The following is a 24134-nucleotide window of genomic DNA, read 5'->3' on the forward strand; positions in this document are numbered from 1 at the left end:
GTTTTACAACTGTGTTCTCAACCGGTGCTGCGCTTGTTTTCTTCGTGGTCAAAAGCTGTGGATTAAATCGCCGCTTATCCACAGCGGAGTTATCAACAGACCTGGCCTCAGGGTTGTGCATAGCGCTCATGGCTGCTTATCCACAGGGCTTATTCACAGTGTGAGGAAGCCGTTTTGGTCGATAAATGGCTGTTTTGTCATGGTTCCTAACGTGTCCACATGTGGATAACTGGACGCTCGACCGGTACAATGGCGGTTTGTTTTTGCCTCATCCGGCTTTCAAACTCAGGGGATATCCGTGTCAGTGGAACTTTGGCAGCAGTGCGTGGAGCTTCTGCGCGATGAACTGCCTGCCCAGCAATTCAACACCTGGATCCGTCCGCTACAGGTCGAAGCCGAAGGCGACGAGTTGCGCGTCTATGCGCCTAACCGTTTCGTTCTCGATTGGGTCAATGAAAAGTACCTGGGTCGTTTGCTCGAGCTGTTGGGCGAAAACGGCAGCGGCATTGCGCCTGCCCTTTCCTTGTTGATCGGCAGCCGTCGCAGCTCCGCGCCACGTGCCGCACCCAACGCGCCAGTAAGTGCTGCGGTGGCCGCCTCGCTGGCCCAGAGCCAGACACAGAAGGCAGTGCCGGCAGCGGTCGAACCCGTCGCCGTCGCGGCGGCCGAGCCAGTGCTGGTCGATGAACTGGCCGAGCCATCCTCGCGTGACAGCTTCGATGCCATGGCCGAACCGGCTTCTGCGTCGTCTGGCAGTGCCCGGACCGAAAAGCGTACCGTGCAGGTTGAAGGTGCGCTCAAACACACCAGTTACCTGAACCGCACCTTCACCTTCGACACCTTCGTCGAAGGTAAGTCGAACCAGCTGGCGCGCGCGGCTGCCTGGCAGGTGGCAGACAACCCCAAGCATGGTTACAACCCGCTCTTCCTTTATGGTGGTGTGGGCCTGGGTAAAACCCACCTCATGCATGCTGTGGGTAACCACCTGCTGAAGAAGAACCCGAACGCCAAGGTCGTGTACCTGCATTCGGAGCGCTTCGTCGCGGACATGGTCAAGGCGCTGCAGCTCAACGCCATCAACGAATTCAAGCGTTTCTACCGCTCGGTGGATGCGTTGCTGATCGACGATATCCAGTTCTTTGCCCGTAAAGAGCGCTCGCAGGAAGAGTTTTTCCACACCTTCAACGCCCTGCTCGAGGGTGGCCAGCAGGTAATCCTTACCTCTGACCGCTACCCCAAGGAGATCGAAGGCCTGGAAGAGCGTCTGAAGTCGCGCTTTGGTTGGGGCCTGACGGTGGCCGTCGAGCCACCAGAGCTGGAAACCCGCGTGGCGATCCTGATGAAGAAGGCCGACCAGGCCAAGGTCGAACTGCCGCATGACGCGGCCTTCTTCATTGCTCAGCGCATCCGTTCCAACGTCCGTGAACTGGAAGGCGCATTGAAGCGGGTGATCGCTCACTCGCACTTCATGGGCCGCGACATCACCATCGAACTGATTCGTGAGTCGCTCAAGGACCTGCTGGCGCTCCAGGACAAGCTGGTCAGTGTGGATAACATTCAGCGTACCGTCGCCGAGTACTACAAGATCAAGATCTCCGATCTGTTGTCCAAGCGTCGTTCGCGTTCCGTGGCGCGTCCACGCCAGGTGGCCATGGCCCTGTCCAAGGAACTGACCAACCACAGTCTGCCGGAAATCGGCGACATGTTCGGTGGTCGCGACCATACGACCGTGCTGCACGCCTGCCGCAAGATCAACGAACTGAAGGAATCCGACGCGGACATCCGCGAGGACTACAAGAACCTGCTGCGGACGCTGACGACCTGATGGCCGTCTGCGCAGCTAATTGAAGGCAAGGGACTAGACCATGCATTTCACCATTCAACGCGAAGCCCTGTTGAAACCCCTGCAACTGGTCGCCGGTGTCGTCGAGCGCCGCCAGACCTTGCCGGTCCTGTCCAACGTATTGCTGGTCGTGCAAGGCCAGCAACTGTCGTTGACTGGTACCGACCTGGAAGTCGAACTGGTAGGCCGCGTGCAACTGGAAGAGCCGGCCGAGCCTGGCGAAATCACTGTCCCGGCACGCAAGCTGATGGACATTTGCAAAAGCCTGCCGAACGACGTCCTGATCGATATCAAGGTCGACGAGCAGAAACTGTTGGTCAAGGCCGGCCGCAGCCGCTTTACCCTGTCGACCCTGCCAGCCAATGACTTCCCGACCGTGGAAGAAGGCCCGGGCTCGCTGACCTGCAACCTGGAACAGAGCAAGCTGCGCCGCCTGATCGAGCGCACCAGTTTCGCCATGGCCCAGCAGGATGTGCGCTACTACCTCAACGGTATGCTGCTGGAGGTTTCCCGCAACACCCTGCGAGCTGTGTCCACTGACGGTCATCGCCTGGCGCTGTGCTCCATGAGCGCACCGATCGAGCAGGATGATCGCCACCAGGTCATCGTGCCACGCAAAGGTATCCTCGAACTGGCACGCCTGCTGACCGACCCGGAAGGCATGGTCAGCATCGTCCTGGGCCAGCACCACATTCGCGCCACCACCGGTGAATTCACCTTCACTTCCAAGCTGGTGGACGGCAAGTTCCCGGACTACGAGCGCGTACTGCCCAAAGGCGGTGACAAGCTGGTGGTCGGCGACCGTCAGGCGCTGCGTGAAGCCTTCAGCCGTACTGCGATTCTTTCCAACGAAAAGTACCGCGGTATCCGCCTGCAACTGGCTGCTGGCCAACTGAAGATCCAGGCCAACAACCCCGAGCAGGAAGAAGCTGAAGAAGAAATCAGCGTGGACTACGAAGGTAGCTCGCTGGAAATCGGCTTCAACGTCAGCTACCTGCTGGACGTGCTGGGCGTAATGACTACCGAGCAAGTTCGTCTGATCCTGTCCGATTCCAACAGCAGCGCCCTGCTGCAGGAAGCTGGCAATGACGATTCTTCCTACGTTGTCATGCCAATGCGTCTGTAACCCGTAGCAGGCGAAATGTCTCTTCGACGTATCATGGTCACCGCGGTGCGCAACTTGCACCCGGTGACACTCTCACCGTCCCCCCGCATCAACATCCTTTACGGCGCCAACGGCAGCGGCAAAACCAGCGTGCTTGAGGCCGTGCACCTGCTCGGGCTGGCGCGCTCGTTCCGCAGCACCCGCCTGAATCCGGTTATCCAGTACGAGCAGCCTGCCTGTACCGTGTTCGGCGAAGTGCAGTTGGCCGAGGGTGGCAGCAGCAACTTGGGTGTATCCCGGGAGCGGCAAGGGGAGTTCACTATTCGCATCGATGGGCAGAATGCGCGGAGTGCAGCGCAGCTCGCTGAATTGCTACCGCTTCAGCTCATCAATCCGGACAGTTTCCGCTTGTTGGAAGGCGCTCCGAAAATACGCCGCCAGTTCCTGGATTGGGGGGTGTTCCACGTGGAACCTCGTTTTCTGCCAGCCTGGCAACGGCTGCAGAAGGCACTGCGGCAGCGGAACTCATGGTTACGGCATGGTACACTTGACCCAGCTTCGCAAGCCGCCTGGGACCGGGAATTGTGCCTGGCCAGTGCGGAAATAGATGAATACCGTCGCAACTACATCAAGGCCTTGAAGCCCGTCTTCGAGCGAACCCTGAGCGAACTGGTCGAGCTGGACGGGTTGACCCTTAGCTACTACCGAGGCTGGGACAAGGACCGGGAACTGCAAGAAGTACTCGCTTCCTCTCTCCTTCGCGATCAGCAGATGGGCCACACCCAGGCCGGTCCGCAGCGTGCTGATCTGCGTCTTCGTCTGGCTGCCAACAATGCAGCCGACATCCTGTCGCGTGGTCAGCAAAAGCTGGTGGTGTGCGCATTGCGCATTGCCCAAGGCCACCTCGTTAGTCAGGCTCGCCGCGGTCACTGTATTTATCTCGTGGATGACTTGCCGTCCGAACTGGACGACCAGCATCGCCGCGCGCTGTGTCGCTTGCTTGAAGAATTACGCTGCCAGGTGTTCATCACCTGTGTAGATCACGAATTACTGAGGGAAGGCTGGCAGACGGAAACGCCAGTTGCTTTGTTCCACGTGGAACAAGGCCGTATCACCCAGACCCACGACCATCGGGAGTGAATGCATGAGCGAAAATCAAACGTACGACTCCTCCAGCATCAAGGTGCTGAAAGGTTTGGATGCCGTGCGCAAGCGCCCCGGCATGTACATTGGCGACACCGATGATGGTAGCGGCCTGCACCACATGGTCTTCGAGGTGGTCGACAACTCGATCGACGAAGCCCTCGCCGGTCACTGCGATGACATCACCGTCATCATCCACCCGGACGAATCCATCAGTGTGCGCGACAACGGTCGCGGCATTCCGGTCGACGTGCATAAAGAAGAAGGCGTTTCCGCAGCCGAGGTCATCATGACCGTGCTGCACGCTGGCGGTAAGTTCGACGACAACTCCTACAAGGTATCCGGCGGTCTGCACGGCGTAGGTGTTTCTGTAGTGAACGCCCTGTCTGAGAAACTGGTACTGACCGTTCGCCGTAGCGGCAAGATCTGGGAACAGACCTACGTTCACGGTGTTCCACAGGCACCGATGGCGGTTGTCGGTGACAGCGAAACCACCGGTACCCACATCCACTTCAAGCCTTCGGCTGAAACCTTCAAGAACATTCACTTCAGCTGGGACATCCTGGCCAAGCGTATCCGCGAGCTGTCGTTCCTCAACTCGGGCGTTGGCATCCTGCTGAAGGATGAACGTAGCGGTAAGGAAGAGTTCTTCAAGTACGAAGGTGGCCTGCGTGCGTTCGTTGAATATCTGAACACCAACAAGACCCCGGTCAACTCCCAGGTGTTCCACTTCAACGTCCAGCGTGACGATGGCGTGGGTGTTGAAGTCGCCCTGCAGTGGAACGACAGCTTCAACGAAAACCTGTTGTGCTTCACCAACAACATTCCGCAGCGTGATGGCGGTACTCACCTGGTGGGCTTCCGTTCCTCGCTGACCCGTAGCCTGAACAGCTATATCGAACAGGAAGGCCTGGCCAAGAAGAACAAGGTGGCAACCACTGGCGACGACGCCCGTGAAGGCCTGACCGCGATCATCTCGGTGAAGGTGCCGGACCCTAAGTTCAGCTCGCAGACCAAGGACAAGCTGGTCTCTTCGGAGGTGAAAACCGCCGTGGAACAGGAGATGAACAAGTACTTCGCCGACTTCCTGTTGGAAAACCCGAGCGAGGCCAAGGCCGTCGTTGGCAAGATGATCGATGCTGCCCGTGCCCGTGAAGCGGCACGTAAAGCCCGTGAAATGACTCGCCGTAAAGGCGCGCTGGATATTGCCGGCCTGCCAGGCAAACTGGCGGACTGCCAGGAAAAGGACCCTGCCCTTTCCGAACTGTACCTGGTGGAGGGTGACTCCGCGGGTGGCTCGGCCAAGCAAGGCCGCAACCGTCGTACCCAGGCTATCCTGCCGTTGAAGGGTAAAATCCTCAACGTCGAGAAAGCGCGTTTCGACAAGATGATCTCGTCCCAGGAAGTGGGCACGCTGATCACTGCACTGGGCTGCGGTATCGGCCGCGAAGAGTACAACATCGACAAGCTGCGTTATCACAACATCATCATCATGACCGATGCTGACGTTGACGGTTCGCACATCCGTACCCTGCTGCTGACCTTCTTCTTCCGTCAGCTGCCGGAGCTGGTCGAGCGCGGCTACATCTACATTGCCCAGCCACCGCTGTACAAGGTGAAGAAAGGCAAGCAGGAGCAATACATCAAGGATGACGAGGCCATGGAAGAGTACATGACCCAGTCGGCCCTGGAAGATGCCAGCCTGCACCTGGACGAGTCGGCACCAGCGGTTTCCGGTGTGCAGTTGGAAGCACTGGTGAATGAATTCCGTAGTGTCATGAAGACACTCAAGCGTCTGTCGCGCTTGTACCCGGAAGAGCTGACCGAGCACTTCATCTACCTGCCGGAAGTCAGCCTGGAACAGCTGGGTGACCATGCTGTGATGCAAGCCTGGCTGGCCAAGTTCCAGGAACGTCTGAACAACAGCCAGAAGTCCGGCCTGGTTTACAAAGCCAGCCTGCGCGAAGACAAAGAGCGCAACGTATGGTTGCCAGAAGTGGAAGTTACCTCCCACGGCCTGGCCAGCTACGTCACCTTCAACCGGGACTTCTTCGGCAGTAATGACTACCGTACCGTAGTCAACATTGGTGCCAAGCTGTCCAGCTTGTTGGGCGAAGGTGCTTATGTGCAGCGCGGTGAGCGCCGCAAGGCAATTGTCGAGTTCAAGGAAGGCCTGGATTGGCTGATGAACGAAACCACCAAGCGCCACACCATCCAGCGATACAAAGGGCTGGGCGAGATGAACCCTGAGCAGCTGTGGGAAACCACCATGGACCCAACCGTCCGCCGTATGCTCAAGGTCACCATCGAGGATGCGATCGCTGCCGACCAGATCTTCAACACCCTGATGGGTGATGCGGTCGAGCCGCGTCGTGACTTCATCGAAAGCAACGCGCTGTCGGTATCGAACCTGGACTTCTGATTCGGTGTAGGTTCACAGAAAAGCTGCACGCTTTCACAAATAGATGACCGGCCGGGCTTCAACCATGGCCCCTGTCGGTCACCATCAAGCCCGCCTTCGCGGGCTTTTTTTTGCCTGGAATTCCTGCCGGGGCGCCCTACTCCGCTCATTGGAAAATGATGCAGATGGGGGGATTTGAGGAAGTGATTTGATGGGGCGCTGGAAGTGCTGAGAGGGTCGGCGGGCGGATCTGAGCAGCAGAGAGATTGAGAGGACTTTAAAACTAATATTTGAACACCTTAATAGTTAATTAAGCGTACGTGTTAAGTATTAATTTGAACAATTTAGTATGGAAATGGAATTTGGTGGAAGTTGCCATTTTGGATTTTTTGTAGATTTCGAAGGGATGTTGGAATAAGATCTATGACCAACTTTTCCGCTTTGCACTGAAGATTTTCAGCCAAATCAGCTGTTTGAAGCGAGAGCTTCAGACCTGATCCAAATTGCTCCAGCGATCACGAAGTGGCCGTTTAGAAATAAAGAGAGCAAGCCGATTGCTTTAGATTCTGATCAGTCATGAGAGTCATGACCAATGAGAGAAAAGGAGACCTGAAAATGTAGAAAAACGCGATCAATCCCGAGAGGACTGACCGCGCTTAGCGAAGCAGACTTGCGTCCTCAGAACCCGCAATGTCTGCTTTTTCGAAGCGACTGTCAATCCTCTCCCATTTTTTCGACCTTAGCGAGGTTACTCGACGGCACAGTGTTGCCTGTCGAAAGGCCTCACTTCGCCCGCCCTGCGCCTTGATTTTTTGGCGCAGCGTCGGCGCTCGTTTCGAGATTTTCGGAGGTGTTTCATGACAGTACGAAAGGTGGTCACGCGGCGGTCCAACCATTACCGCGGCTACTTCCCATCGCTCAAAAATAAAAAGCCTGTGCCCTGGGAGTCCCAGCTCGAAGGCGCTCTTTTTCGGCTTCTTGAGCTGTCTCCTGCGGTCATCGGCTACGTCCCGCAGCCCAGTGAGGAACGTGTTCCATCGCTCCAGGGCTACTTCAAATATTACCCAGACGTACAGGTTTTCCTCGCGGATGGGCGCGAGTGGTGGTTTGAAGTGAAGCCTCACGACCGACTGAAGATTGCCAGCGTCAGGCAGCGACTGGATGCCGCTGAGCGCTACTTCAACGCCACTGCCCGTAACTTTTCGGTGATCACTGAAAAGTTAATTGAAGCTGAACCCCTGGCTACCAATCTTAGAAGGCTGATGTATCACCGGCGCGGTCCAGAGCTTTCGCATCAGGCGTTGGAGGAGGTAATGGCGACCTTCAACGAATGGCCGCCTATGACCGTTGCAGATCTGCTCTACGTGGTTGGTGAGGGGAAAGCCTGGCGCTTGTTAGGCCTTGGGGTGGTGGGCATTGACCTTGATAGGTCAATTGACACTGACTCCCCGGTCTTCCTGCAAGGGGGGCACCGTCATGCAAACCTTTTCCCTTAGGGTGAAATTGGTCGTCATCGTTCGTGGCGTACTGATGGTGCTTGAGAAGAGGCTTATTGACCGGAAGCTGCTCTTTTTCGATGAGCTTGGTGAGCCCACGAAGCTATCCGAGAAGGAGTTCTATGAGGCCTACGAGAAGCGCGAGATCGAGATCTCCGCTGATCAGCCATACCTTGGGAGGGTTCCGTATGTGCGGAACGTCCCTCCAGATATTTCATGCTTCCCCAAAAAACATGGAGATGAGGCATTGCGTCGACGCAAGTATCTGGACGACCTAACTAAGCGCGGTAAATACAAGCTACCGGGTGACGAAGACATGATCAAGAAGCTTAGAGATATCGCCAAAAAGATTGGGGATGCGTGCGCACCCTCGGTTTCCACTATTCGACGTTGGGCAGCCAAATACATTGGCCAGAACGTAGTAAAGCTTATCCCTCAGCATGCCAAAAAGGGTCGGGCTGCCGCGATACAGGGAGAGCTCGAAGTTATTCTTGAAGGGGTGATTAATAAAACCTACCTGCAGGATACGATTCCAGCGGTCAGCGTGGTCGTTTCAGAATTCGAGGATCAGATAAAAGAGAGGAACAAAAGTCGTTTGCCTTCGGATCAGCTCAAGATCCCAAGCGGAATGACTGTCCGAAGGTACATCGCCAAGCTGGATCCGTACCTTGTGGATAAGGAGAGGCTCGGAAAACACGCAGCAGACAAGAAGCACCGTGTTGCGGCGGGTGTCCTACGTGTCCATGAGATTTTGGAACGTTGGGAAATTGATCACACCTTGTTGGACGTCCAGCTTGTGGATGAAACCTCGGGGCTGTGCATTGGGCGCCCCTATCTGACGATCGTCCTCGACCGCTTCTCTCGAATGGTGATGGGATATTTGCTCCACCTGTCGGCGCCAAATACGGAAACCGTGCTTCGTGTGATCGAACGCTCAATCCGTCCAAAAGCCGAATTGCTGAAGCGCTTTCCGAAAGTGAGAAATGAATGGTGGGCACGTGGGCTGCCGGCTCGAATAGTCCCAGACAACGCAGCGGAATTTCACGCGGGCGATCTCATCATGGGATTCAACGAGTTGGGTATCGAGATCATGTATCCCGCTTCAAGGGCCCCTCAAAGGAAAGGTGCCGTCGAACGCTTTTTCAGCACACAGAACCTGGGGCTTATCCACAACCTCCCGGGTACCACCTTCTCGAATATCCAGCAGCGTGGCGATTACGACTCGGAGAAGAATGCATGTTTCACGCTCCCTCAATTGGAGGCGGTGGTAGTGAAATGGATCGTCGATGGTTACCACCAGACTCCTCATCGGGGGCTGGACAACAGAACACCGGCTCAAGTCTGGGGGACTAGCGAGGCGAACCATGTCATCAGCCTTCCCGTCGACCTGGACTCGTTGGAGTGCATTCTGGCCAAGCGGGCCTCGGTGAAGGTTCACCATTACGGCATCGAGGTTGCCAAAGTGGGCTACCACTCTACGGAACTTGCTGAGCTCCGTATGCGTTTGGCAGACGGAGAAAAGGTAAACGTCCGCTATCGAGACGAAGCCGGGCACGTTTGGGTTCACGACCGCTTCAGAAACTTGTTCTTCAAAGTGCCCGCCAAAGATGAGCGAATGGCCGGTAAGAGCAGGGAGGTGTGGAAGGCTGCCGAGAAAGCGCTGCGAGAAAAATATAATGAGCAGCCTAGCTTCGAGGCTACGCACAGGTGCTACCAGGAAATTATGGAAGATGCAGACGAGGCCCGCCGTTCGCAGACGCTCAGAAAACGACGCGCAGCTGCCATAGCGAAAATCGACAAGGAGGGTCGAGTGACCGAAAGCACGCCTCCACCCAAGGTACTCGCTGAAGTGGAATGGACCGGTGACTCTATTCCTAACATTCCGCCAGCAGCCTTCAAGGTCTCGGTTCGTCGCCCTGCTGGGAGTTCTAAGCCATGAACGCCATCAATCTGTACGAATGCTACGAGCATGGTGAATACAGCTTTACGCTCCGCGATCGTTTTATTCACAGCCCTCAAGTCGAGCGAGCGTTGACGCGACTAGGCGATATCCACGGCGATAGTCGGCGTACCAGAGCAAGTAAAGGGTTGCTGATCCAAGGTCCAAGCGGAGTGGGCAAGAGCACATTGGTCAAGGAGTACATTCGGTCATTGGAGGAATTGGAGAGCCATGACCCACAGAAGCGGACAGTTCTGTTCGTCGAGATGCCTTCGTCTCCAACCAAAAAGAACCTGGCAGCAGCCATTTTGGCAGAGCTGAAGGATCCCTTCGCAGAGGCACGAGGACATTCGGCAGAGGTTAAATTTGCGCGAGTAGTCCTGCTGCTGAAGAACCTTGGCGTGGAGATGTTGGTCCTCGATGAGGCGCAGCACCTGGTCGATTATCGTCGTAATGGTGCGTATGAGGCAGCAGACTGGATCAAGAGTCTGATGAATGAAACCAGTATCGCGTTTGTTCTGATTGGGCTGAAGCGCACCGAAAATCTCCTGCTAGCAAACGAGCAACTGCGACGCAGGTTTTCGGCCACGGTGGCATACGATCGCTTCACCTTCTCCGCTAATACGTCTCTTCATTTCGTGATGTTGTTGCAGGCAATCGAGGGCGAACTGCCTGTTCAAACCATCAGTTTTGTAGAGCCAGCGATGATTAAACGCTTCTACCTGGCTTCCTATGGATTGATCGACTACCTCATCAAGATTGTGGACAGGGCTGTTTGGCTGGTTCAAGTCCAGGACCTTGTCGGGATTGAACTTCCTGTGCTGGCCCAGGCTTTTGAAGACGAGGTTTGGAGCTACGCCACCGAGGATCGAAACCCCTTCAGTGCGAGCTTCAATTTCCAGCCTCTGTTCGGGAAGCGGGAGCCGTTTGAGACGTTCGAAGAGAGCAGTACCTGACGGCCAAGGGCCGGGCTTATCGGCCCGGCTCTACTCCCCTGATTTTTATGTCTTCGATTTCATGGATGTGTAGGAATGTTTGGTCTTTTAATCAACCCACGACCACACCAAGACGAAAGTCTTTTGGGGTACCTGCAGCGCCTGGCGAAAGCCAACGGATTACCCAGAAAGGAACTGCTCACCGCCTTTGCACGAGCCGACGAGACCGATGTTGCGGACTGGCTGCAGATGATGGAAGGACCACTGAGCTGGCCTGCGGTATCTGCTGAGTTTCGTGATCCAAGGCCCAAGGGGGTCAAGTTATGGACGACTCATCACGCTCGTTACTGTCCGATCTGTTTGGGCGAAGCCGGTTATTGGAGAGAAAGCTGGGGCTTGACCCTGGTTACGACGTGTTCTGTCCACGGCACTGAACTCCACGGGCGGTGCCCCAACTGTCTGAAGGAAACCGATCCAAGCGCAATGAGTGCGAATAGTTGCCAAGCGTGTGGCACCTCATTGAGTGGGACCAATTTTGAGATCGCGCCGGCGAGTGATACGGCCGCCTGGCTCACCTCTGGCTTTGAAGATAGGTTTTACGCCGACTCGTTGCCAGCTGACGCGGGATTGGCGGCCCTCACCTACGAACAGTTTCACGAGTTGTCATCGCGTCTCGCTGTCAGAAGTTTGCCTACGGAAAGAACCCAGCCGCTGAAGGTTGCTGATTCGGGTTCGCTAGAGATATCGCGGCTTATGGCAAACGCGGCGGGCGTGGTTCTCATGAACTGGCCTCTCGCATTCAGAGAACTGCTGAGTGGCCTCAAGGCAGTCCATTCCGATAACGAACATTGGACGCTCAGCAGATCGTTCGGCCCGATATACCACGACATCCACCGTGATCTGGATGACTCTTGTTTTGACTTTCTTCGTCGAGAGTTCGAATCATTTCTGCAGCATGCGTGGGAAGCACCGTTAGCGAAGCGAAATCGCAATTTGAGTGAGGAGACGATTGAGAGACATCGTTGGGTGTCGTTCGATTCTGCTGCTGAAGCTTGTGGTCTCGGGGTATCAGTCATAAAACGCCTTCATCAGGAGGGACAAATCGCCTATCGGGAGAAGGTCCATGAAGATCGAGTCTTTACGGTCGTGGACCTGGATCATTTGAAGGCAATCTCGCAGCATCTCCAGGGCGTGGCTGATATGAAAGAAACCTCGACTTTGCTAAGCCTCTGTCGCAATCGGGTTAGGCAGCTGCTAGCTGGTGGTACCCTCCAGTTCTTTGGTGGAGAACCGCGCCCAGGCGAAAGGTGGCTGATTGACTGCCGCTCGATCAACGAATTGATTGATGAGAAGCTGCCTACCAGCTCTGACCAGAGCCTGGTGTCGATCAACTACTTGGCCAAGCATTCTCTGCCCAAGGGGGGTGGGTTGGTCGAGTTGGTTCAGGCAATACGTGCAGGTGAACTTCGCGCTTACGGCCCAGCTGAGAATGGCTCGGTTGCGGTAGGGGCGTGGTTACTCAAGCCGCAAGATTTTGCAGCGTGGCAACAAGCCCGAGCTGAGAACAAGAGTCCGGTCTTTCCCGGCCTGTCGGTAGTCAAGGCTGCTGCGCTGTTAGGCGTCAAAGAACAATGCGCATACGCGTTCGTTCGACTGGGTCTGCTATGGAGCACTGCTGTCGAACGAGGCCGGCGTACGCAATTGATGGTTAAGCCTCAAGCCATCGACAGATTCAGGCGTGGCTATATCTTGGGACCGGAGATTGCGGTGTATTTGGGGAAGTCGACCAGGGAGGCGTTCAAGCACCTTTGGGAGGCCAGGTTTCGCCCCGTTGCGGGGCCATCCATTCCAAACGCGGCTTGCCGGCAGTACGTTTGGGTAAGAAGCAAAAAGCTGATCGATTACCTCGCAAGTGAAGCCGCCCAGATCGACGATCCTGAAGCCATCACGTTTTTATCCACACCGATCGCTCAGCCTCGTGATTGCCGATTCAGGCATGTGGGATCAAGATAGTTAGCACGCTTTCTTTCTTGATTGCTAAAATCATCGAACCCATTTTGGAGAATCTTATGTCCCGTCTCGCTGAATTCCGCCTGCTCGAACAACAGCTCGCAGCCCAACTGGCGGAGCTGGAAGCGCTGAAAAATGACTCTGCCCTGAAGCAGGAAATGGAATTTGAAACGAAGCTGCGCAGTTTGCTCAACGAGTATGGCTACGGCCTGCGCCAAGTGGTGCTGATCCTCGATCCGCAAGCGGTGGCTTCCACTGATATGGCCCCAAAAACCTCTCGGAAACCACGCGAAGTGAAGGTCTACAAGAATCCACACAGCGGAGAGGTTGTTGAGACCAAGGGTGGTAATCAGCGTACGCTTAAGGTGCGGATTCCACGCCATCCGGCCACCCAGTCCACGCTCATCTGGCCAGGCATTCCACGGCCATCTGGCCACCTGTTCCACGGCCATCCGGCCGGGCAGTCGGAGCGCAGCGACGCAGGGGTGGCATTGTTAGTCCGGGTTGGCTGGCGTCGTCAATTTCTGCGTCCGTTTGCGCATTGATTCACCCTTCAGATTGATCCGATAAGCGTTGTGCACCAGGCGGTCGAGGATGGCATCGGCCAGGGTCGGATCGCCGATCAGTTCGTGCCAGTTGTCCACCGGCATCTGGCTGGTGACGATGGTCGAGCGCTGGCCGTAACGGTCGTCCAGTAGCTCCAGCATGTCGCGCCGTTGCTCGCCGGTGAACGGGGCCAGGCCCCAGTCGTCGAGGATCAGCAGGTCGGTCTTGGCGTAGCTGCTCATCAGCTTGGCGAAGCGGCCGTCGCCATGGGCCAGACCCAGTTCTTCCAGCAAACGTGGCAGGCGCAGATAGCGCACGCTGTAGCCCTCTCGGCAGGCCTGGTGGGCCAGGGCACAGGCCAGCCAGGTTTTACCGACACCGGTGGGGCCGCCGATGATCAGGTTGAGGCCGTCGCTCAGCCACTGGCCACTGCTCAGTTGCAAGATCAGCGCCTTATCAAGTCCGCGCGGGCTGCGGTAGTCGATGTCTTCGAGGCAGGCGTTGTGCTTGAGCCGGGCCTGGCGCAGACGGCTGCTCAGGCGCTTGTCGTCGCGTTCAGTCAGCTCGCGGTCGACCAGCAGGCCGAGGCGTTCCTCGAAGCTCAGGCTGTCGATGTCCGGGGTTTTCAGTTGCTCGGCGAGTGCCTTGAGCATGCCGGTCAGGCGCAGGGTCTGGAGCTTGTCCAGGGTCGGATGGGGCAGCATGGTGGGATTCCTTGGGGTCAGTGGTAGTAGCCGGGGCCGCGCAGGTTGGCGTGGTCGTCTGGCAGTAGAGGCAGGTTGGCTTGAGCCAGTGGCAGGTTTTCCAGCCCCTGGCGCAGGATCGATTCGAGGCTCTTGTAGCTGCACGCGCCGAGGCTGAGGGCGCGTCGGCAGGCCAGCTCCAAGCGCACTTCGCCATGGGTCTTGCCCAGGCGCAGGATGCCCAGGCAGGCCCGGTAGCCGTGAGTCGGGTGGATGCGCCGTTCGAGGATGTGGCTGATCACGCCGGCGGTGTTCGGCCCGGTCTGCTCAGCCCAGCGGATCAGCCGTTGTGGCGTCCACTCGGCGTGCTCGCGATGGCTCTTGGGCATGTGCTCGGTCTGCGTGCTGTGCCTGCCCTTGTGCATTGAGCGCAGGTGGCTGGCCACTCGCTGGTTGGCGTGGAAACACTCGACGGTGCGCGCCGTCAGCCGTACTTCCAGTTGCTTCTTCACCAGTTGGTACGGCACCGAGTAGTAATGCCCATCGACCTCGACGTGGTAGTCGATGTGCACCCGCGCCTTCTTCCACTCGGCGTAGACGTAGGGTTGCTCCGGCAGGGGGCGCAGCGCTGGACGATCCAGGGCTTCGAAGGCCGACTGCCGGGAGCCCGGCAGCTTGCGAAACGGTCGTCGGTTGAGCCGCTCCAGCAATAAGGCGATGGCGCTGTTGAGTTCATCCAGGGAGAAGAACTGGCGGTTCCTCAGCGCGGCGAGGATCCAGCGCTCGACCACCTGCACGCCGACCTCGGCCTTAGCCTTGTCGCGCGGCTTACGCGCCCGCGCCGGCACCACCGCCACGCCATAGTGCTCGGCCAGATCGCGGTAGCTCGGGTTGATGTCCGGCTCGTAGCGATGACTCTTACTCACCGCGCTGCGCAGGTTGTCCGGCACCACGATCTCCGGCACGCCGCCGAGGAAGGCGAAGCAGCGGACATGGGAGCCCAGCCAGTCCGGCAACTGCTGCGACCAGGTCGCTTCGGCGAAGGTGTAGCTGGAGGCGCCGAGTACCGCGACGAACACCTGCGCCTGGCGGATCTCGCCGCTATAGCGGTCGATCACCGGCACCGTCTGCCCGGCGTAGTCGACGAACAACTTCTCGCCAACGCGATGTTCCTGGCGCATCACCACGTCCAGCTTGCCCTGCCAGGCTCGGTAGTGCTCACAGAACCAGCTGTACTGAAAGCCCTGCGGCTGGCTCAGACGGTACTCCTGCCAGAGCAGCGCCAGGGTTACGCCGGGGCGGCGCAGTTCGGCATGCACCCATGCCCAATCGGGTAAAGGCCGCTTCTCACTGGCAACCGCCGGGGCCGGCGGGAACAGTTGCTGCTCCAACTCGGCATCGGACAGCGAACAGGGCCAGGTGAGGCCGCTGGCGGCAAAACGATTGAGGTAGTCGCCGACGGTGACACGACCGACCTGCACGCTGACCGCAATCTGGCGAGCCGATAGTCCGACCTCGAACTTGAGACGTAGTACTTCGCGAATCTTACGCATGGATAAACGCTCCACGACGACCTCTCTGCTTCGAAAAAGAGGTCGATGGTAGTGAAGAAATCCTGCGTAGCTGCCTACCCGGTTGGGTGGCCGGATGGCCGTGGAATCAGTGGCCGGATGCGCGTGGAATGGGTGGCCGGATCACCGTGGAATCGGTGGTCAGATGCTCATGGAATGGGTGGCCAGATGACCGTGAAATCCGCACTTAAGGCCTGGAAAAACGAGTATGGCGCTGAGGTAGTCGAGTCTTGGCTCGCCAATTGATTGCACTGCAGGCGGCTTCTGGCACGAGATGAATCGTGGTGCGCCCCGAATGCAAATTCCCATTCTGGGGCGTGACGAAATTTTCTGCGGGTGGTGGATTTAGAGAATTAAAACTGTCGCTAGAGGGTCCCGTCTTTCGCGGCCTGCAGCCATTTGGAGAGGAAACGCAAAACTGTCGCAATCACCCAAAACGCCGGTTCAGACTGATTCGCTAGAGAATTAAAACTGTCGCAGCCTGAAACGACGCGGCTTTCACGTGTATTCAGAGCCATCATTATCGATAGCCTGCTTACAAACATGTAATTCCTGGATCACGTGGATGACAGCTCCCAGTCGGTAAGCTTCACTCATGTCTTCATGGAGTAACAGAAATGAACACCGCTAAAAGCATTGCCGCCCTCATGCTCGTAATCGCCTCCTCATCCGCTTTAGCTGAAGGAGGATCTGATCGCTTACACGGAAAGATGATTCAGGCAAATGAGCAAGCAATGCGTGCCTACGCCGCTGCCAATGGAAAAAAACCACCTGAAGTGATCCATTATCGCTACGGAATGAAACTGGATGTGGCGAGAGTTATCAGTATGACTTCGCTCAAAGGTAGCTGCGACGTGATGCCGACACAGATGAATTACGAGGACTCAACAGGTGAGTTGAAAATCCTCGAATATCGCTCTGCTGGAATTAACTGTAGAGGTCAAAACTGACCGAAGGGACAGGGTAAGTCTTGGAGTAAGCTGACCACGACCAGCGCTGCAGCTGGTCGGCTGGCCGGCAGAAGCCCTTCCCCCGGGGCATCTTGCATTACGTGTCAGGATAACTGGCAACTACTTGATCGTCCCCACTCTTGGTGAGGCCGATGACTTGATAGGCGTGTTTCATGCCATCAACCTCCATACCTGGTGAGCCAGCGGGCATGCCAGGTACCGCGACGCCTGCCAGGTCGTTGCGCTTTATGAGCTCCTGCACCTGGGCTGCGGGGACGTGACCTTCCACAAACTTGCCATCGATAACCGCGGTGTGACACGAAGCCAGCCTCGGAGCTACTCCTAGCTCTTGCTTCACCGCCCTCATGTCCGTTTCAACGTGGTCGACGACCTTGAAGCCGTTTGCCTCCAAGTGCGCTATCCATTTCTTACAGCAACCGCAATTAGCGTCCCGGTGCACATCGATAGTCAGGGGCTCCGCAGCAAAGGCGGCTGAGGCGATTAGAAGTGACGCTGCGGTACTTAAACCGAGGAAGCGGCGCTTACTTGTCATGAGTGTGCTCCTTCCCGTCTTTGTGCACATGGGTTTTGGGAGTAGAACCTGTGTGGTGGTCCGAGTGCGCCTCGCCGGACTCGTGTTCACCGTGGTGCTCCGCTACTGATGAAGACTCCGAATGCGAACTGCCATGATCATGACTTTCCTCAGCCACGCCGTTTGCTGCGGAATCATCATGATTTCCATGACCTGATTTCGCACCACCGTGTTGGCCTTCATGGTTATGCATATCGCTTTCGCCACCGCCATGTTGGTGACCACCACTGGAAGCGACCATCATCTGGTACTGCTCAGCATTGAGTTGCGGTAGCTGGTCCAGGAACGCGACGATTCCCCAGATGTACTGGTCGTCCATGCTCTTACCCCAGGCTGGCATGCCTGTCGCTTTGATACCGTGCTTGATGGTCCAAAACGCAGCAGCAGGGTCACCGCTTACACCTATCTCGGTGAGGTTTGGTGGGGATGGGTATAGGGCTTGGCTGAGTTCAGTTTTCTCCACCCCTGGCGCGAGGTGGCAACCGATACACATGGCGTTGTAGTTGCCTGCCCCTGCTTGGATGAGAGCAGGATCTTTAAGGTTTGGCACCTCAATGTCGCTTGCTCGGACTTCAATCGAGCGATCCCGCGCCATGGCCAAAAACGCATGCACAGCGGGGAAGTGTGGGTCGTCCGCACCAACGTTCACGAGACCGAAGTAAGCAGCACCTAGCACTGCTGCGCTAGTAACAGCACCTGCCGCCACCAGCGTTGTAATTGTTTTTTTCATGTTGAGTTCTCAAAACCACATCCGAATACCGGCCACAAAACGAGCTTCGTCCACGTCCCCGCCTTCATCCCGAATGAAATCGGCGGTTTTGCCGTAGGAACGGCTCCAGGTGACACCTATGTATGGCGCGAACTGGCGAACAATCTCGTACCGTAACCGCAGCCCGACTTCGGTGTTTGCCAGGCCAGAGCCGACGCCGCGTTCCGGGTCGTTCTTGCCATAAAAGTTGGCCTCAGCGGTTGGCTGAAGAATTAAACGATTGGTTAGCAAGATGTCGTACTCGCCCTCCAGACGGGCAGCGGTTTGACCGTTCTCGCCGATAAAGGCGGTGGCTTCAGCTTCGAAGTCATACAGGGCCAGGCCCTGAATACCGAACGCAGCCCAGGTCTGCGGATCCTCCGGTTTGAAATCCTGCCGGACGCCGGCGACAACATCCCACCACGGGCTTACCGAGCGGCCATAGAGGAGCTGCAGCTCAGCATCTTCAGTCACACCATTGGTTCGTTCACCTTCCGAGCGAATCCAGAGCCTATTGATATCGCCGCCCACCCAGCCGGATGCATCCCAAGCAAGCGTGCTACCTTCATCGGCATCTTGGTATTCCAGTTGGTCTAGCAAGAAAAAGCTGTTGAACCCGCTGTCATCCATTTTGTGCCCGTCAAGCGGGGGGAAGGCAGCCTGCCGGTCGGCATCAGTCAGCACCGGGATTGGCGTACGGCTGGTCGGGGTCGGCGAATCAGCGTTCCCGTTTCCCATCGTGGAATGACCCATCGCGCCATGATCCATGCCTTCCATGGACCCGTGATCCATGCCTTTCATGCTTCCATGGTCCATCTTGCTGTGGTCCATCGAGGCGGGTTTCGCTTTGGGCTGGCCATGGCCCATTTTGCTGTGATCAACGGGTGCAGGTTGCGTGGGTTGCTTGCTCGCGCCCATCTGGCTGTGGTCCATGCCCGGCATCGCAGCCTGTGATGAGGCGTGGTCCATCTGCATGGCACCGTGGCCCATTGCCGAGTGGTCCATTCCGGAATGATCCATTTCAGCGGCGAAGCTGGGCGAAACGCCCAGCACACCTAAAGAAACGGCGAATGCCAGCAGCGATGGTCGTGCAACGCTATTGGCCATTTTTCCCTGCCTTAGCTTTGTCGCTGCCATGCGATTCCATCATTTTGCTGTGATCCATTCCTTCCATGGAACCATGATCCATGCCCTCCATAGAGCCATGATCCATGCCTTTCATGGAGCCGTGATCCATGCCTTCATGGTTCATGCCCTGGGCTTGCTTGCTCTTCGAGCCGTTCGATTGCGCCGCGTTGGACGACTTTTGAGAGTGCTGATCATGGTTGTCACTGGACCAGGAAGACGGGGCGTACACCGCGAGCAGGCCAACCATCGCGGCAGAGAGGAAAAAGGCGCTTCGTTTCATTGGTTTGCTCATCTCGTATCTCCAGTTCATTCGTCCACGCGGACTTCTCGGAACATGCCCATCTCCATGTGGTACATGAGGTGACAGTGATAGGCCCAGCGCCCGAGTGCATCTGCGGTTACGCGATAGCTTCGTTTCGAGCCAGGCGGCATATCGATCGTGTGTTTTCGCACCATGAAATTGCCGTCCTCATCCTCCAGGTCACTCCACATGCCGTGCAGATGGATGGGGTGAGTCATCATGGTGTCGTTGACCAAGGTAATACGCAGGCGCTCGCCGTACTTGAGCCGCAGCGGCTCTGCGTCAGAAAACTTGATCCCATCGAAGGACCAAGCGAACTTTTCCATATGCCCGGTAAGGTGCAGTTCGATTGTCCGGCCAGGTTCCCGGCCGTCAGGGTCGATGAAGGTGCTACGCAAATCCGAATACGTGAGAACCCGACGCCCGTTATCGCGAAGCCCGATCCCCGGATCGCTCAGCTTTGGCGTAGGGGTCATGGTCTGCATATCGACCAGAGGGTTGTTTGTTTCGGAGGCGGGATGGTTCTGCATGGCACCGCTGGCGGCCATATTGCTTTGGTCCATACCGGTCATGTTGCCGTGGTCCATGCCAGCCATCTTGCTATGGTCCATACCGGCCATGCTGCCGTGGTCCATGCCAGCCATCTTGCTATGGTCCATACCGGCCATGCTGCCGTGGTCCATGCCAGCCATCTTGCTATGGTCCATACCGGCCATGCTGCCGTGGTCCATGCCAGCCATCTTGCTATGGTCCATACCGGCCATGCTGCCGTGGTCCATGCCAGCCATCTTGCTGTGGTCCATACCGGCCATGCTGCCGTGATCCATGCCACCCATGCTGCCGTGGTCCATCCCCATATCACTCATGGAGATGAGAGGCCTTGGATCTACAGCCGGCACCGGTGCCTGCAGGCCCTCACGGACAGCCAAGGTACCCCTTGAATAGCCGGTGCGATCCATGGATTGAGCAAAGATGGTGTAAGCCTGCTCGTTTTCAGGCTCGACAATGACATCGTAGGTTTCAGCAACGGCAATCCGGAATTCATCGATCGACACTGGCTTAACGTACTGACCGTCGGCTGCGACAACCGTCATTTTCAAGCCGGGGATCCGCACGTCGAAATAGGTCATCGCCGAGCCATTGATAAAGCGAAGCCGGATTTTCTCCCCTGGCTTGAAGATTCCCGTCCAGTTCCCATTTGGCGCCTGGCCGTTCATGAGGTAGGTGTAGGTGTGCCCGCTCACGTCAGCGAGATCGGTTGGGCTCATCTTCATCTCGGCCCACATCTTTCGATCGGCCACAGCAGCAGACCAACCTTTCTCGCTCACGTCGTCGACGAAGTCGCCAACGGTGCGCTTGTGGAAGTTGTAATAGTCCGACTGTTTTTTGAGCTTGGACATAACCCGCGCCGGGTCTTCGTCGGTCCAATCACTCAGCATGACGACATAGTCACGATCGTAGGTGAAAGGCTCTGGATCCTTGGCATCAATCACCAGCGCACCGTAAACACCGACCTGCTCCTGGAAGCCCGAATGGCTGTGGTACCAGTAGGTGCCGTTCTGGTGGACCTTGAACTTGTACTCGTACATGCCGTCGGGAGCGATGCCATGGAAGCTTAGACCCGGCACGCCGTCCATATTCGCCGGCAGGATGATGCCGTGCCAGTGGATGGACGTGTCCTGCTTCAAGCGGTTGCGAACCCGTAGCGTGACCGTGTCGCCTTCGCGCCAACGGAGTATTGGTCCTGGCAGCGAACCGTTGATGGCCATCGCCGTTCGAGCTGCCCCGGTAATGTTCACCGGGAGCTCCCCGATGTACAGGTCAAAATCGGTGCCGGTCAGTACGTTAGGCTGGCCAGGGCTGGTTACGGCCCAGACCGGCGCGCGCCACATGCCCAGCCCACCCAGTAGTCCGGTAGCAGCCAGGCCTTTGACGAATGAACGTCTCGTGGTTTTGCTTTGCATGCCGTTGCGTCCAATCAGGTAGATCGCTGATATCCAGACTGCGGGATCCGCAGCCATCTGGTTTCAATTGAGCTCCCCCAAGCCTCGTAGACTTTCGCCAAAGCACAAGGATTGCGGGAGGCAATACCCCGAAAGCTGACATAGTTCAGATTCCGGGGTGATTACATTTCTGTAAGCTAAGCTCAGCAGCTCTCGTGGCCGGGGTGCTTTTGGCTTTGGGCGGTAACAGGAGCCTCTGCTTTTTTCTCCTGAGCAACCTGGTAAGCCTGCATGGAAGATGCACGTGCAGCTTCCATCCTGGCGAAGGTGCGATCCGCGCCGCCTTCAGCCAGGGCGAGGCTCGCCATGCCGAAGGTGACTACCATCACAATCGCTTTGATCATGTTCATTTGCGTTTCCTCTAAGGGTCAGTTTCGCCTGATTGGCGCCGTTCACAGTGCTCAAGCTAGCTACCCGGCACTGTCAGCAAGCTGAGCCCGACATTACTTTTCCGTCAGCTTCTGGTTGGGTGCCTTTTTTGCTGCACACTGAAGGGCATCCAAGGGGGCGCAGCAGATGAAATTACTCGTAGCCGAAGATGAGCCAAAAATCGGGGCCTACCTGCAGCAAGGGCTGACGGAGGCAGGCTTTACCGTCGATCGTGTGGTCACAGGGACCGACGCGCTGCAATACGCTTTGAGCGAGGCGTATGACCTGCTGATTCTTGATGTAATGATGCCGGGGCTAGACGGCTGGGAGGTGCTGCGGATGGTACGTGCGGCAGGGAAAGAGGTCCCAGTCTTGTTTTTGACGGCCCGTGATGGCGTGGACGATCGCGTGAAAGGGTTAGAACTCGGGGCTGACGATTACCTGGTCAAACCCTTTGCATTCTCGGAACTGCTAGCGCGTGTGCGCACTTTGCTGCGAAGAGGCAGCAGTGGCTATGCTCAGACCACTATGAAGATGGCTGACCTGGAGGTAGACCTGCTTAAGCGCCGGGCCACCCGAAATGGCAAGCGGATCGACCTCACAGCCAAGGAGTTCTCCTTACTGGAACTACTCATGCGCCGACGCGGCGAGGTACTGCCGAAGTCCCTGATCGCATCGCAGGTGTGGGATATGAACTTCGACAGCGACACTAACGTGATCGAGGTTGCTGTTCGTAGGTTGCGGGCCAAGATTGATGACGATTTCGCCCCCAAGCTCATACATACAGTTCGTGGCATGGGCTATCTGATGGATGTTCCCGAGTAATGCGCGCCCAATCGTCGCTCGTTAAACGCCTTACCCTCATGTTCATGTTCGCGGTCATCGCCGTATTGGTCGTTGCCGGCGTGAGCTTCTACATGCTCAGTCAGCACCATTTCCAGATGCTGGATGAGCAAGCCCTGGCCGAGAAACTCGAATCCACCCGGCACATCCTTTCACTTTCAGCAGCACGTGATGAACTTGAGGATCAGGAGCCTCAACTGCGTGCTTTGTTGGGGGCTCATCAGGACCTTTCTGCGGAGATTCTTGATGCTGACGGTACTGTCCTGTTCTCGGACTCCAAGGCATCCCGCATCCCTGAGCGCTTTAAGCAGGCCTCTTCTGGCGCCGTTTGGGACTGGCAAATCGACTCGCGGAACTTCCGGGGGATTACCTCTCAACTGGCTATAGCGCAGGCGCAGGCGCCGGTAACAGTCATGTTGATGCTGGATGTCACCAGCCATGCCCACTTTTTCAAGACGCTGCAATGGTGGTTCGGCATTGGCTTGGTCATCAGCGCTCTGGTTAGTGCAGGATTGGGGTGGATCGTGGCCAAGAGCGGTCTTCGGCCGGTTGGGCAGATCACCAAGGTGGCGACATCCATGTCTGCCCGGTCCCTTCGCGAGCGAATTCCATTGGAGCCCGTGCCGCTTGAATTGCAGGAGCTGATCCTCTCCTTCAACGGAATGCTTGCACGCCTGGAAGACGCGTTCGTCCGGCTATCAAACTTCTCAGCCGACATCGCACATGAGCTGCGGACTCCGGTAAGTAATCTTCTGACGCATACCGAAGTCGTTCTGACCAAAAAACGCGACCTCGATGCCTACGAAGACAACCTCTACTCCAATCTTGAAGACCTCAAGCGCATGTCGCGCATGATCGATGACATGCTGTTCCTGGCAAAAGCTGATAACGGCTTGATCATCCCCGAGCAGGTTGATATCGATCTGGTCGGGCTAGTGTCCAGACTGATTGAGTACTACCAGCTTGCAGCCGAAGACCGAAGCATTCGGCTTGCCCTTCAAGGCGAAGGTACGATCCGTGGTGACCGGCTAATGATTGACCGGGCGGTTTCCAACATTCTATCCAACGCTTTGCGCTATACCCCCGAAGGCCACGATATCGCCGTCCGGATTGTCGAGGCGGCTGATCAAGTGAACCTGTCCGTCCAGAACAATGGGGCCACGATTGATCCGGAACATATCAACAAAATCTTCGACCGGTTCTATCGCGCTGACCCTGCAAGGCGGGAAGGAAGCCCAAGCAACGCCGGCTTGGGTCTGGCCATAACGCGTTCGATCATCGAGGCTCATGGTGGGCGAATTTGGTGTACCTCCGCTGACGGCGTGACGAGTTTTCACATCGCTCTGCCGCACGCCAAACAATCCACTTCCAAGCCTCAAACGGCTTAATGCTCATTTCATGCGTGTAACCTATACTCGGCCATCATGAACCGGCTCCTACGACTGTTCACCATCCTGCTTCTAATCGCATCGCTTCCTCTCAACGGCATGGCGGGAGTCGACTCAGCCATTGAACCATGCCCCATGCA

General features: G+C 56.9%; 20 protein-coding genes and 1 pseudogene. 13 read left to right on the forward strand and 8 right to left on the reverse strand.

Annotated elements, in window-relative coordinates:
* The first annotated feature begins 298 nt into the window (after window positions 1–298).
* The 9 genes and pseudogenes from dnaA to GEV38_RS00045 form a co-directional block, all read left to right on the forward strand.
* Window positions 299–1825 (forward strand): chromosomal replication initiator protein DnaA, encoded by a 1527-nt coding sequence (gene dnaA / locus GEV38_RS00005; protein ID WP_054572211.1) that lies wholly within the window; start codon window positions 299–301, stop codon window positions 1823–1825.
* Between the two features lie 40 nt (window positions 1826–1865).
* Window positions 1866–2969: a DNA polymerase III subunit beta gene (dnaN, locus tag GEV38_RS00010; protein WP_015268408.1), complete on the forward strand. Its 1104-nt coding sequence runs from the start codon at window positions 1866–1868 to the stop codon at window positions 2967–2969.
* 15 nt (window positions 2970–2984) lie between these two features.
* Entirely contained in the window at window positions 2985–4088 is a 1104-nt protein-coding gene (gene recF, locus GEV38_RS00015) for a DNA replication/repair protein RecF (protein ID WP_003260018.1), read from the forward strand.
* A gap of 4 nt (window positions 4089–4092) precedes the next feature.
* A complete protein-coding gene (gyrB, locus tag GEV38_RS00020) occupies window positions 4093–6513 on the forward strand; it encodes a DNA topoisomerase (ATP-hydrolyzing) subunit B (protein ID WP_054572212.1) in 2421 nt (806 codons plus the stop codon).
* An 836-nt stretch (window positions 6514–7349) separates the two neighbouring features.
* Complete coding sequence (locus GEV38_RS00025; protein WP_011953077.1) at window positions 7350–7988, forward strand: TnsA endonuclease N-terminal domain-containing protein; 639 nt, start codon at window positions 7350–7352, stop codon at window positions 7986–7988.
* Window positions 7969–9927: a DDE-type integrase/transposase/recombinase gene (locus GEV38_RS00030; protein ID WP_011953078.1), complete on the forward strand. Its 1959-nt coding sequence runs from the start codon at window positions 7969–7971 to the stop codon at window positions 9925–9927. The genes GEV38_RS00025 and GEV38_RS00030 overlap by 20 nt, the downstream gene beginning before the upstream one ends.
* Window positions 9924–10883 carry a TniB family NTP-binding protein gene (locus GEV38_RS00035; RefSeq protein ID WP_010951429.1) on the forward strand — a complete coding sequence of 320 codons (960 nt, stop codon included), beginning with the start codon at window positions 9924–9926 and terminating at the stop codon, window positions 10881–10883. Before GEV38_RS00030 ends, GEV38_RS00035 begins: the two co-directional genes overlap by 4 nt.
* A 75-nt stretch (window positions 10884–10958) precedes the next feature.
* The gene (locus tag GEV38_RS00040; RefSeq protein WP_010951430.1) at window positions 10959–12875 is read left to right on the forward strand and encodes a TniQ family protein; all 1917 of its coding nucleotides are present in this window, start codon (window positions 10959–10961) and stop codon (window positions 12873–12875) included.
* Between the two features lie 56 nt (window positions 12876–12931).
* Window positions 12932–13237: pseudogene (locus GEV38_RS00045) on the forward strand (histone-like nucleoid-structuring protein, MvaT/MvaU family); the annotation flags it as partial.
* A gap of 129 nt (window positions 13238–13366) precedes the next feature.
* Here the strand turns inward: GEV38_RS00045 and istB are convergent.
* Entirely contained in the window at window positions 13367–14122 is a 756-nt protein-coding gene (gene istB / locus GEV38_RS00050) for an IS21-like element ISPpu7 family helper ATPase IstB (RefSeq protein ID WP_074198791.1), read from the reverse strand.
* 17 nt (window positions 14123–14139) lie between these two features.
* Window positions 14140–15654: an IS21 family transposase gene (gene istA, locus GEV38_RS00055; RefSeq protein WP_074198792.1), complete on the reverse strand. Its 1515-nt coding sequence runs from the start codon at window positions 15652–15654 to the stop codon at window positions 14140–14142.
* Window positions 15655–15840: 186 nt separating this feature from the next.
* On the opposite strand from istA, the gene GEV38_RS27950 reads away from it, so the two are divergent.
* On the forward strand, window positions 15841–15918 hold the full coding sequence (locus GEV38_RS27950) for a hypothetical protein (protein WP_371929313.1): 78 nt from the start codon (window positions 15841–15843) through the stop codon (window positions 15916–15918).
* A 371-nt stretch (window positions 15919–16289) separates the two neighbouring features.
* Window positions 16290–16622: a DUF2790 domain-containing protein gene (locus GEV38_RS00060; protein WP_011953079.1), complete on the forward strand. Its 333-nt coding sequence runs from the start codon at window positions 16290–16292 to the stop codon at window positions 16620–16622.
* A gap of 97 nt (window positions 16623–16719) precedes the next feature.
* Here GEV38_RS00060 and GEV38_RS00065 read toward each other — a convergent pair whose 3' ends face one another.
* The 6 genes from GEV38_RS00065 to GEV38_RS00090 all read right to left on the reverse strand — a co-directional run bounded on the left by GEV38_RS00065 (window position 16720) and on the right by GEV38_RS00090 (window position 21744).
* The gene (locus GEV38_RS00065) at window positions 16720–17175 is read right to left on the reverse strand and encodes a DUF411 domain-containing protein (protein ID WP_011953080.1); all 456 of its coding nucleotides are present in this window, start codon (window positions 17173–17175) and stop codon (window positions 16720–16722) included.
* Window positions 17165–17944, reverse strand: coding sequence for a cytochrome c (locus GEV38_RS00070; RefSeq protein ID WP_011953081.1), 780 nt, complete (start codon window positions 17942–17944; stop codon window positions 17165–17167). The genes GEV38_RS00065 and GEV38_RS00070 overlap by 11 nt, the downstream gene beginning before the upstream one ends.
* Window positions 17945–17953: 9 nt before the next feature.
* Entirely contained in the window at window positions 17954–19069 is a 1116-nt protein-coding gene (locus GEV38_RS00075) for a copper resistance protein B (protein WP_011953082.1), read from the reverse strand.
* Complete coding sequence (locus tag GEV38_RS00080) at window positions 19059–19382, reverse strand: hypothetical protein (protein WP_012269845.1); 324 nt, start codon at window positions 19380–19382, stop codon at window positions 19059–19061. The genes GEV38_RS00075 and GEV38_RS00080 overlap by 11 nt, the downstream gene beginning before the upstream one ends.
* Before the next feature lie 14 nt (window positions 19383–19396).
* The gene (locus GEV38_RS00085; protein WP_012269846.1) at window positions 19397–21355 is read right to left on the reverse strand and encodes a copper resistance system multicopper oxidase; all 1959 of its coding nucleotides are present in this window, start codon (window positions 21353–21355) and stop codon (window positions 19397–19399) included.
* Between the two features lie 182 nt (window positions 21356–21537).
* Window positions 21538–21744 (reverse strand): co-regulatory protein PtrA N-terminal domain-containing protein, encoded by a 207-nt coding sequence (locus tag GEV38_RS00090; protein ID WP_011953085.1) that lies wholly within the window; start codon window positions 21742–21744, stop codon window positions 21538–21540.
* A gap of 166 nt (window positions 21745–21910) precedes the next feature.
* Here GEV38_RS00090 and GEV38_RS00095 point away from each other — a divergent pair, with 166 nt between their 5' ends.
* Together GEV38_RS00095 and GEV38_RS00100 are read left to right on the forward strand one after the other, a co-directional pair.
* A complete protein-coding gene (locus GEV38_RS00095; RefSeq protein WP_011953086.1) occupies window positions 21911–22588 on the forward strand; it encodes a heavy metal response regulator transcription factor in 678 nt (225 codons plus the stop codon).
* Window positions 22588–23994, forward strand: coding sequence for a heavy metal sensor histidine kinase (locus GEV38_RS00100; RefSeq protein ID WP_011953087.1), 1407 nt, complete (start codon window positions 22588–22590; stop codon window positions 23992–23994). The genes GEV38_RS00095 and GEV38_RS00100 overlap by 1 nt, the downstream gene beginning before the upstream one ends.
* The last annotated feature ends 140 nt before the right edge of the window (window positions 23995–24134 follow it).

The sequence above is a fragment of the Pseudomonas sp. 13159349 genome (assembly GCF_013305685.1).
In the GTDB taxonomy this organism is placed as follows: domain Bacteria; phylum Pseudomonadota; class Gammaproteobacteria; order Pseudomonadales; family Pseudomonadaceae; genus Aquipseudomonas; species Aquipseudomonas asiatica.

Excerpts from the sequence above, each read along its gene's own strand:
- dnaN (WP_015268408.1), top strand. The coding sequence starts at position 1,866 with ATGCATTTCACCATTCAACGCGAAGCCCTGTTGAAACCCCTGCAACTG.
- recF (WP_003260018.1), top strand. The coding sequence starts at position 2,985 with ATGTCTCTTCGACGTATCATGGTCACCGCGGTGCGCAACTTGCACCCG.
- gyrB (WP_054572212.1), top strand. The coding sequence starts at position 4,093 with ATGAGCGAAAATCAAACGTACGACTCCTCCAGCATCAAGGTGCTGAAA.
- GEV38_RS00025 (WP_011953077.1), top strand. The coding sequence starts at position 7,350 with ATGACAGTACGAAAGGTGGTCACGCGGCGGTCCAACCATTACCGCGGC.
- GEV38_RS00030 (WP_011953078.1), top strand. The coding sequence starts at position 7,969 with ATGCAAACCTTTTCCCTTAGGGTGAAATTGGTCGTCATCGTTCGTGGC.
- GEV38_RS00035 (WP_010951429.1), top strand. The coding sequence starts at position 9,924 with ATGAACGCCATCAATCTGTACGAATGCTACGAGCATGGTGAATACAGC.
- GEV38_RS00040 (WP_010951430.1), top strand. The coding sequence starts at position 10,959 with ATGTTTGGTCTTTTAATCAACCCACGACCACACCAAGACGAAAGTCTT.
- istB (WP_074198791.1), bottom strand. The coding sequence starts at position 14,122 with ATGCTGCCCCATCCGACCCTGGACAAGCTCCAGACCCTGCGCCTGACC.
- istA (WP_074198792.1), bottom strand. The coding sequence starts at position 15,654 with ATGCGTAAGATTCGCGAAGTACTACGTCTCAAGTTCGAGGTCGGACTA.
- GEV38_RS27950 (WP_371929313.1), top strand. The coding sequence starts at position 15,841 with ATGACCGTGAAATCCGCACTTAAGGCCTGGAAAAACGAGTATGGCGCT.
- GEV38_RS00060 (WP_011953079.1), top strand. The coding sequence starts at position 16,290 with ATGAACACCGCTAAAAGCATTGCCGCCCTCATGCTCGTAATCGCCTCC.
- GEV38_RS00065 (WP_011953080.1), bottom strand. The coding sequence starts at position 17,175 with ATGACAAGTAAGCGCCGCTTCCTCGGTTTAAGTACCGCAGCGTCACTT.
- GEV38_RS00070 (WP_011953081.1), bottom strand. The coding sequence starts at position 17,944 with ATGAAAAAAACAATTACAACGCTGGTGGCGGCAGGTGCTGTTACTAGC.
- GEV38_RS00075 (WP_011953082.1), bottom strand. The coding sequence starts at position 19,069 with ATGGCCAATAGCGTTGCACGACCATCGCTGCTGGCATTCGCCGTTTCT.
- GEV38_RS00080 (WP_012269845.1), bottom strand. The coding sequence starts at position 19,382 with ATGAGCAAACCAATGAAACGAAGCGCCTTTTTCCTCTCTGCCGCGATG.
- GEV38_RS00085 (WP_012269846.1), bottom strand. The coding sequence starts at position 21,355 with ATGCAAAGCAAAACCACGAGACGTTCATTCGTCAAAGGCCTGGCTGCT.
- GEV38_RS00090 (WP_011953085.1), bottom strand. The coding sequence starts at position 21,744 with ATGAACATGATCAAAGCGATTGTGATGGTAGTCACCTTCGGCATGGCG.
- GEV38_RS00095 (WP_011953086.1), top strand. The coding sequence starts at position 21,911 with ATGAAATTACTCGTAGCCGAAGATGAGCCAAAAATCGGGGCCTACCTG.
- GEV38_RS00100 (WP_011953087.1), top strand. The coding sequence starts at position 22,588 with ATGCGCGCCCAATCGTCGCTCGTTAAACGCCTTACCCTCATGTTCATG.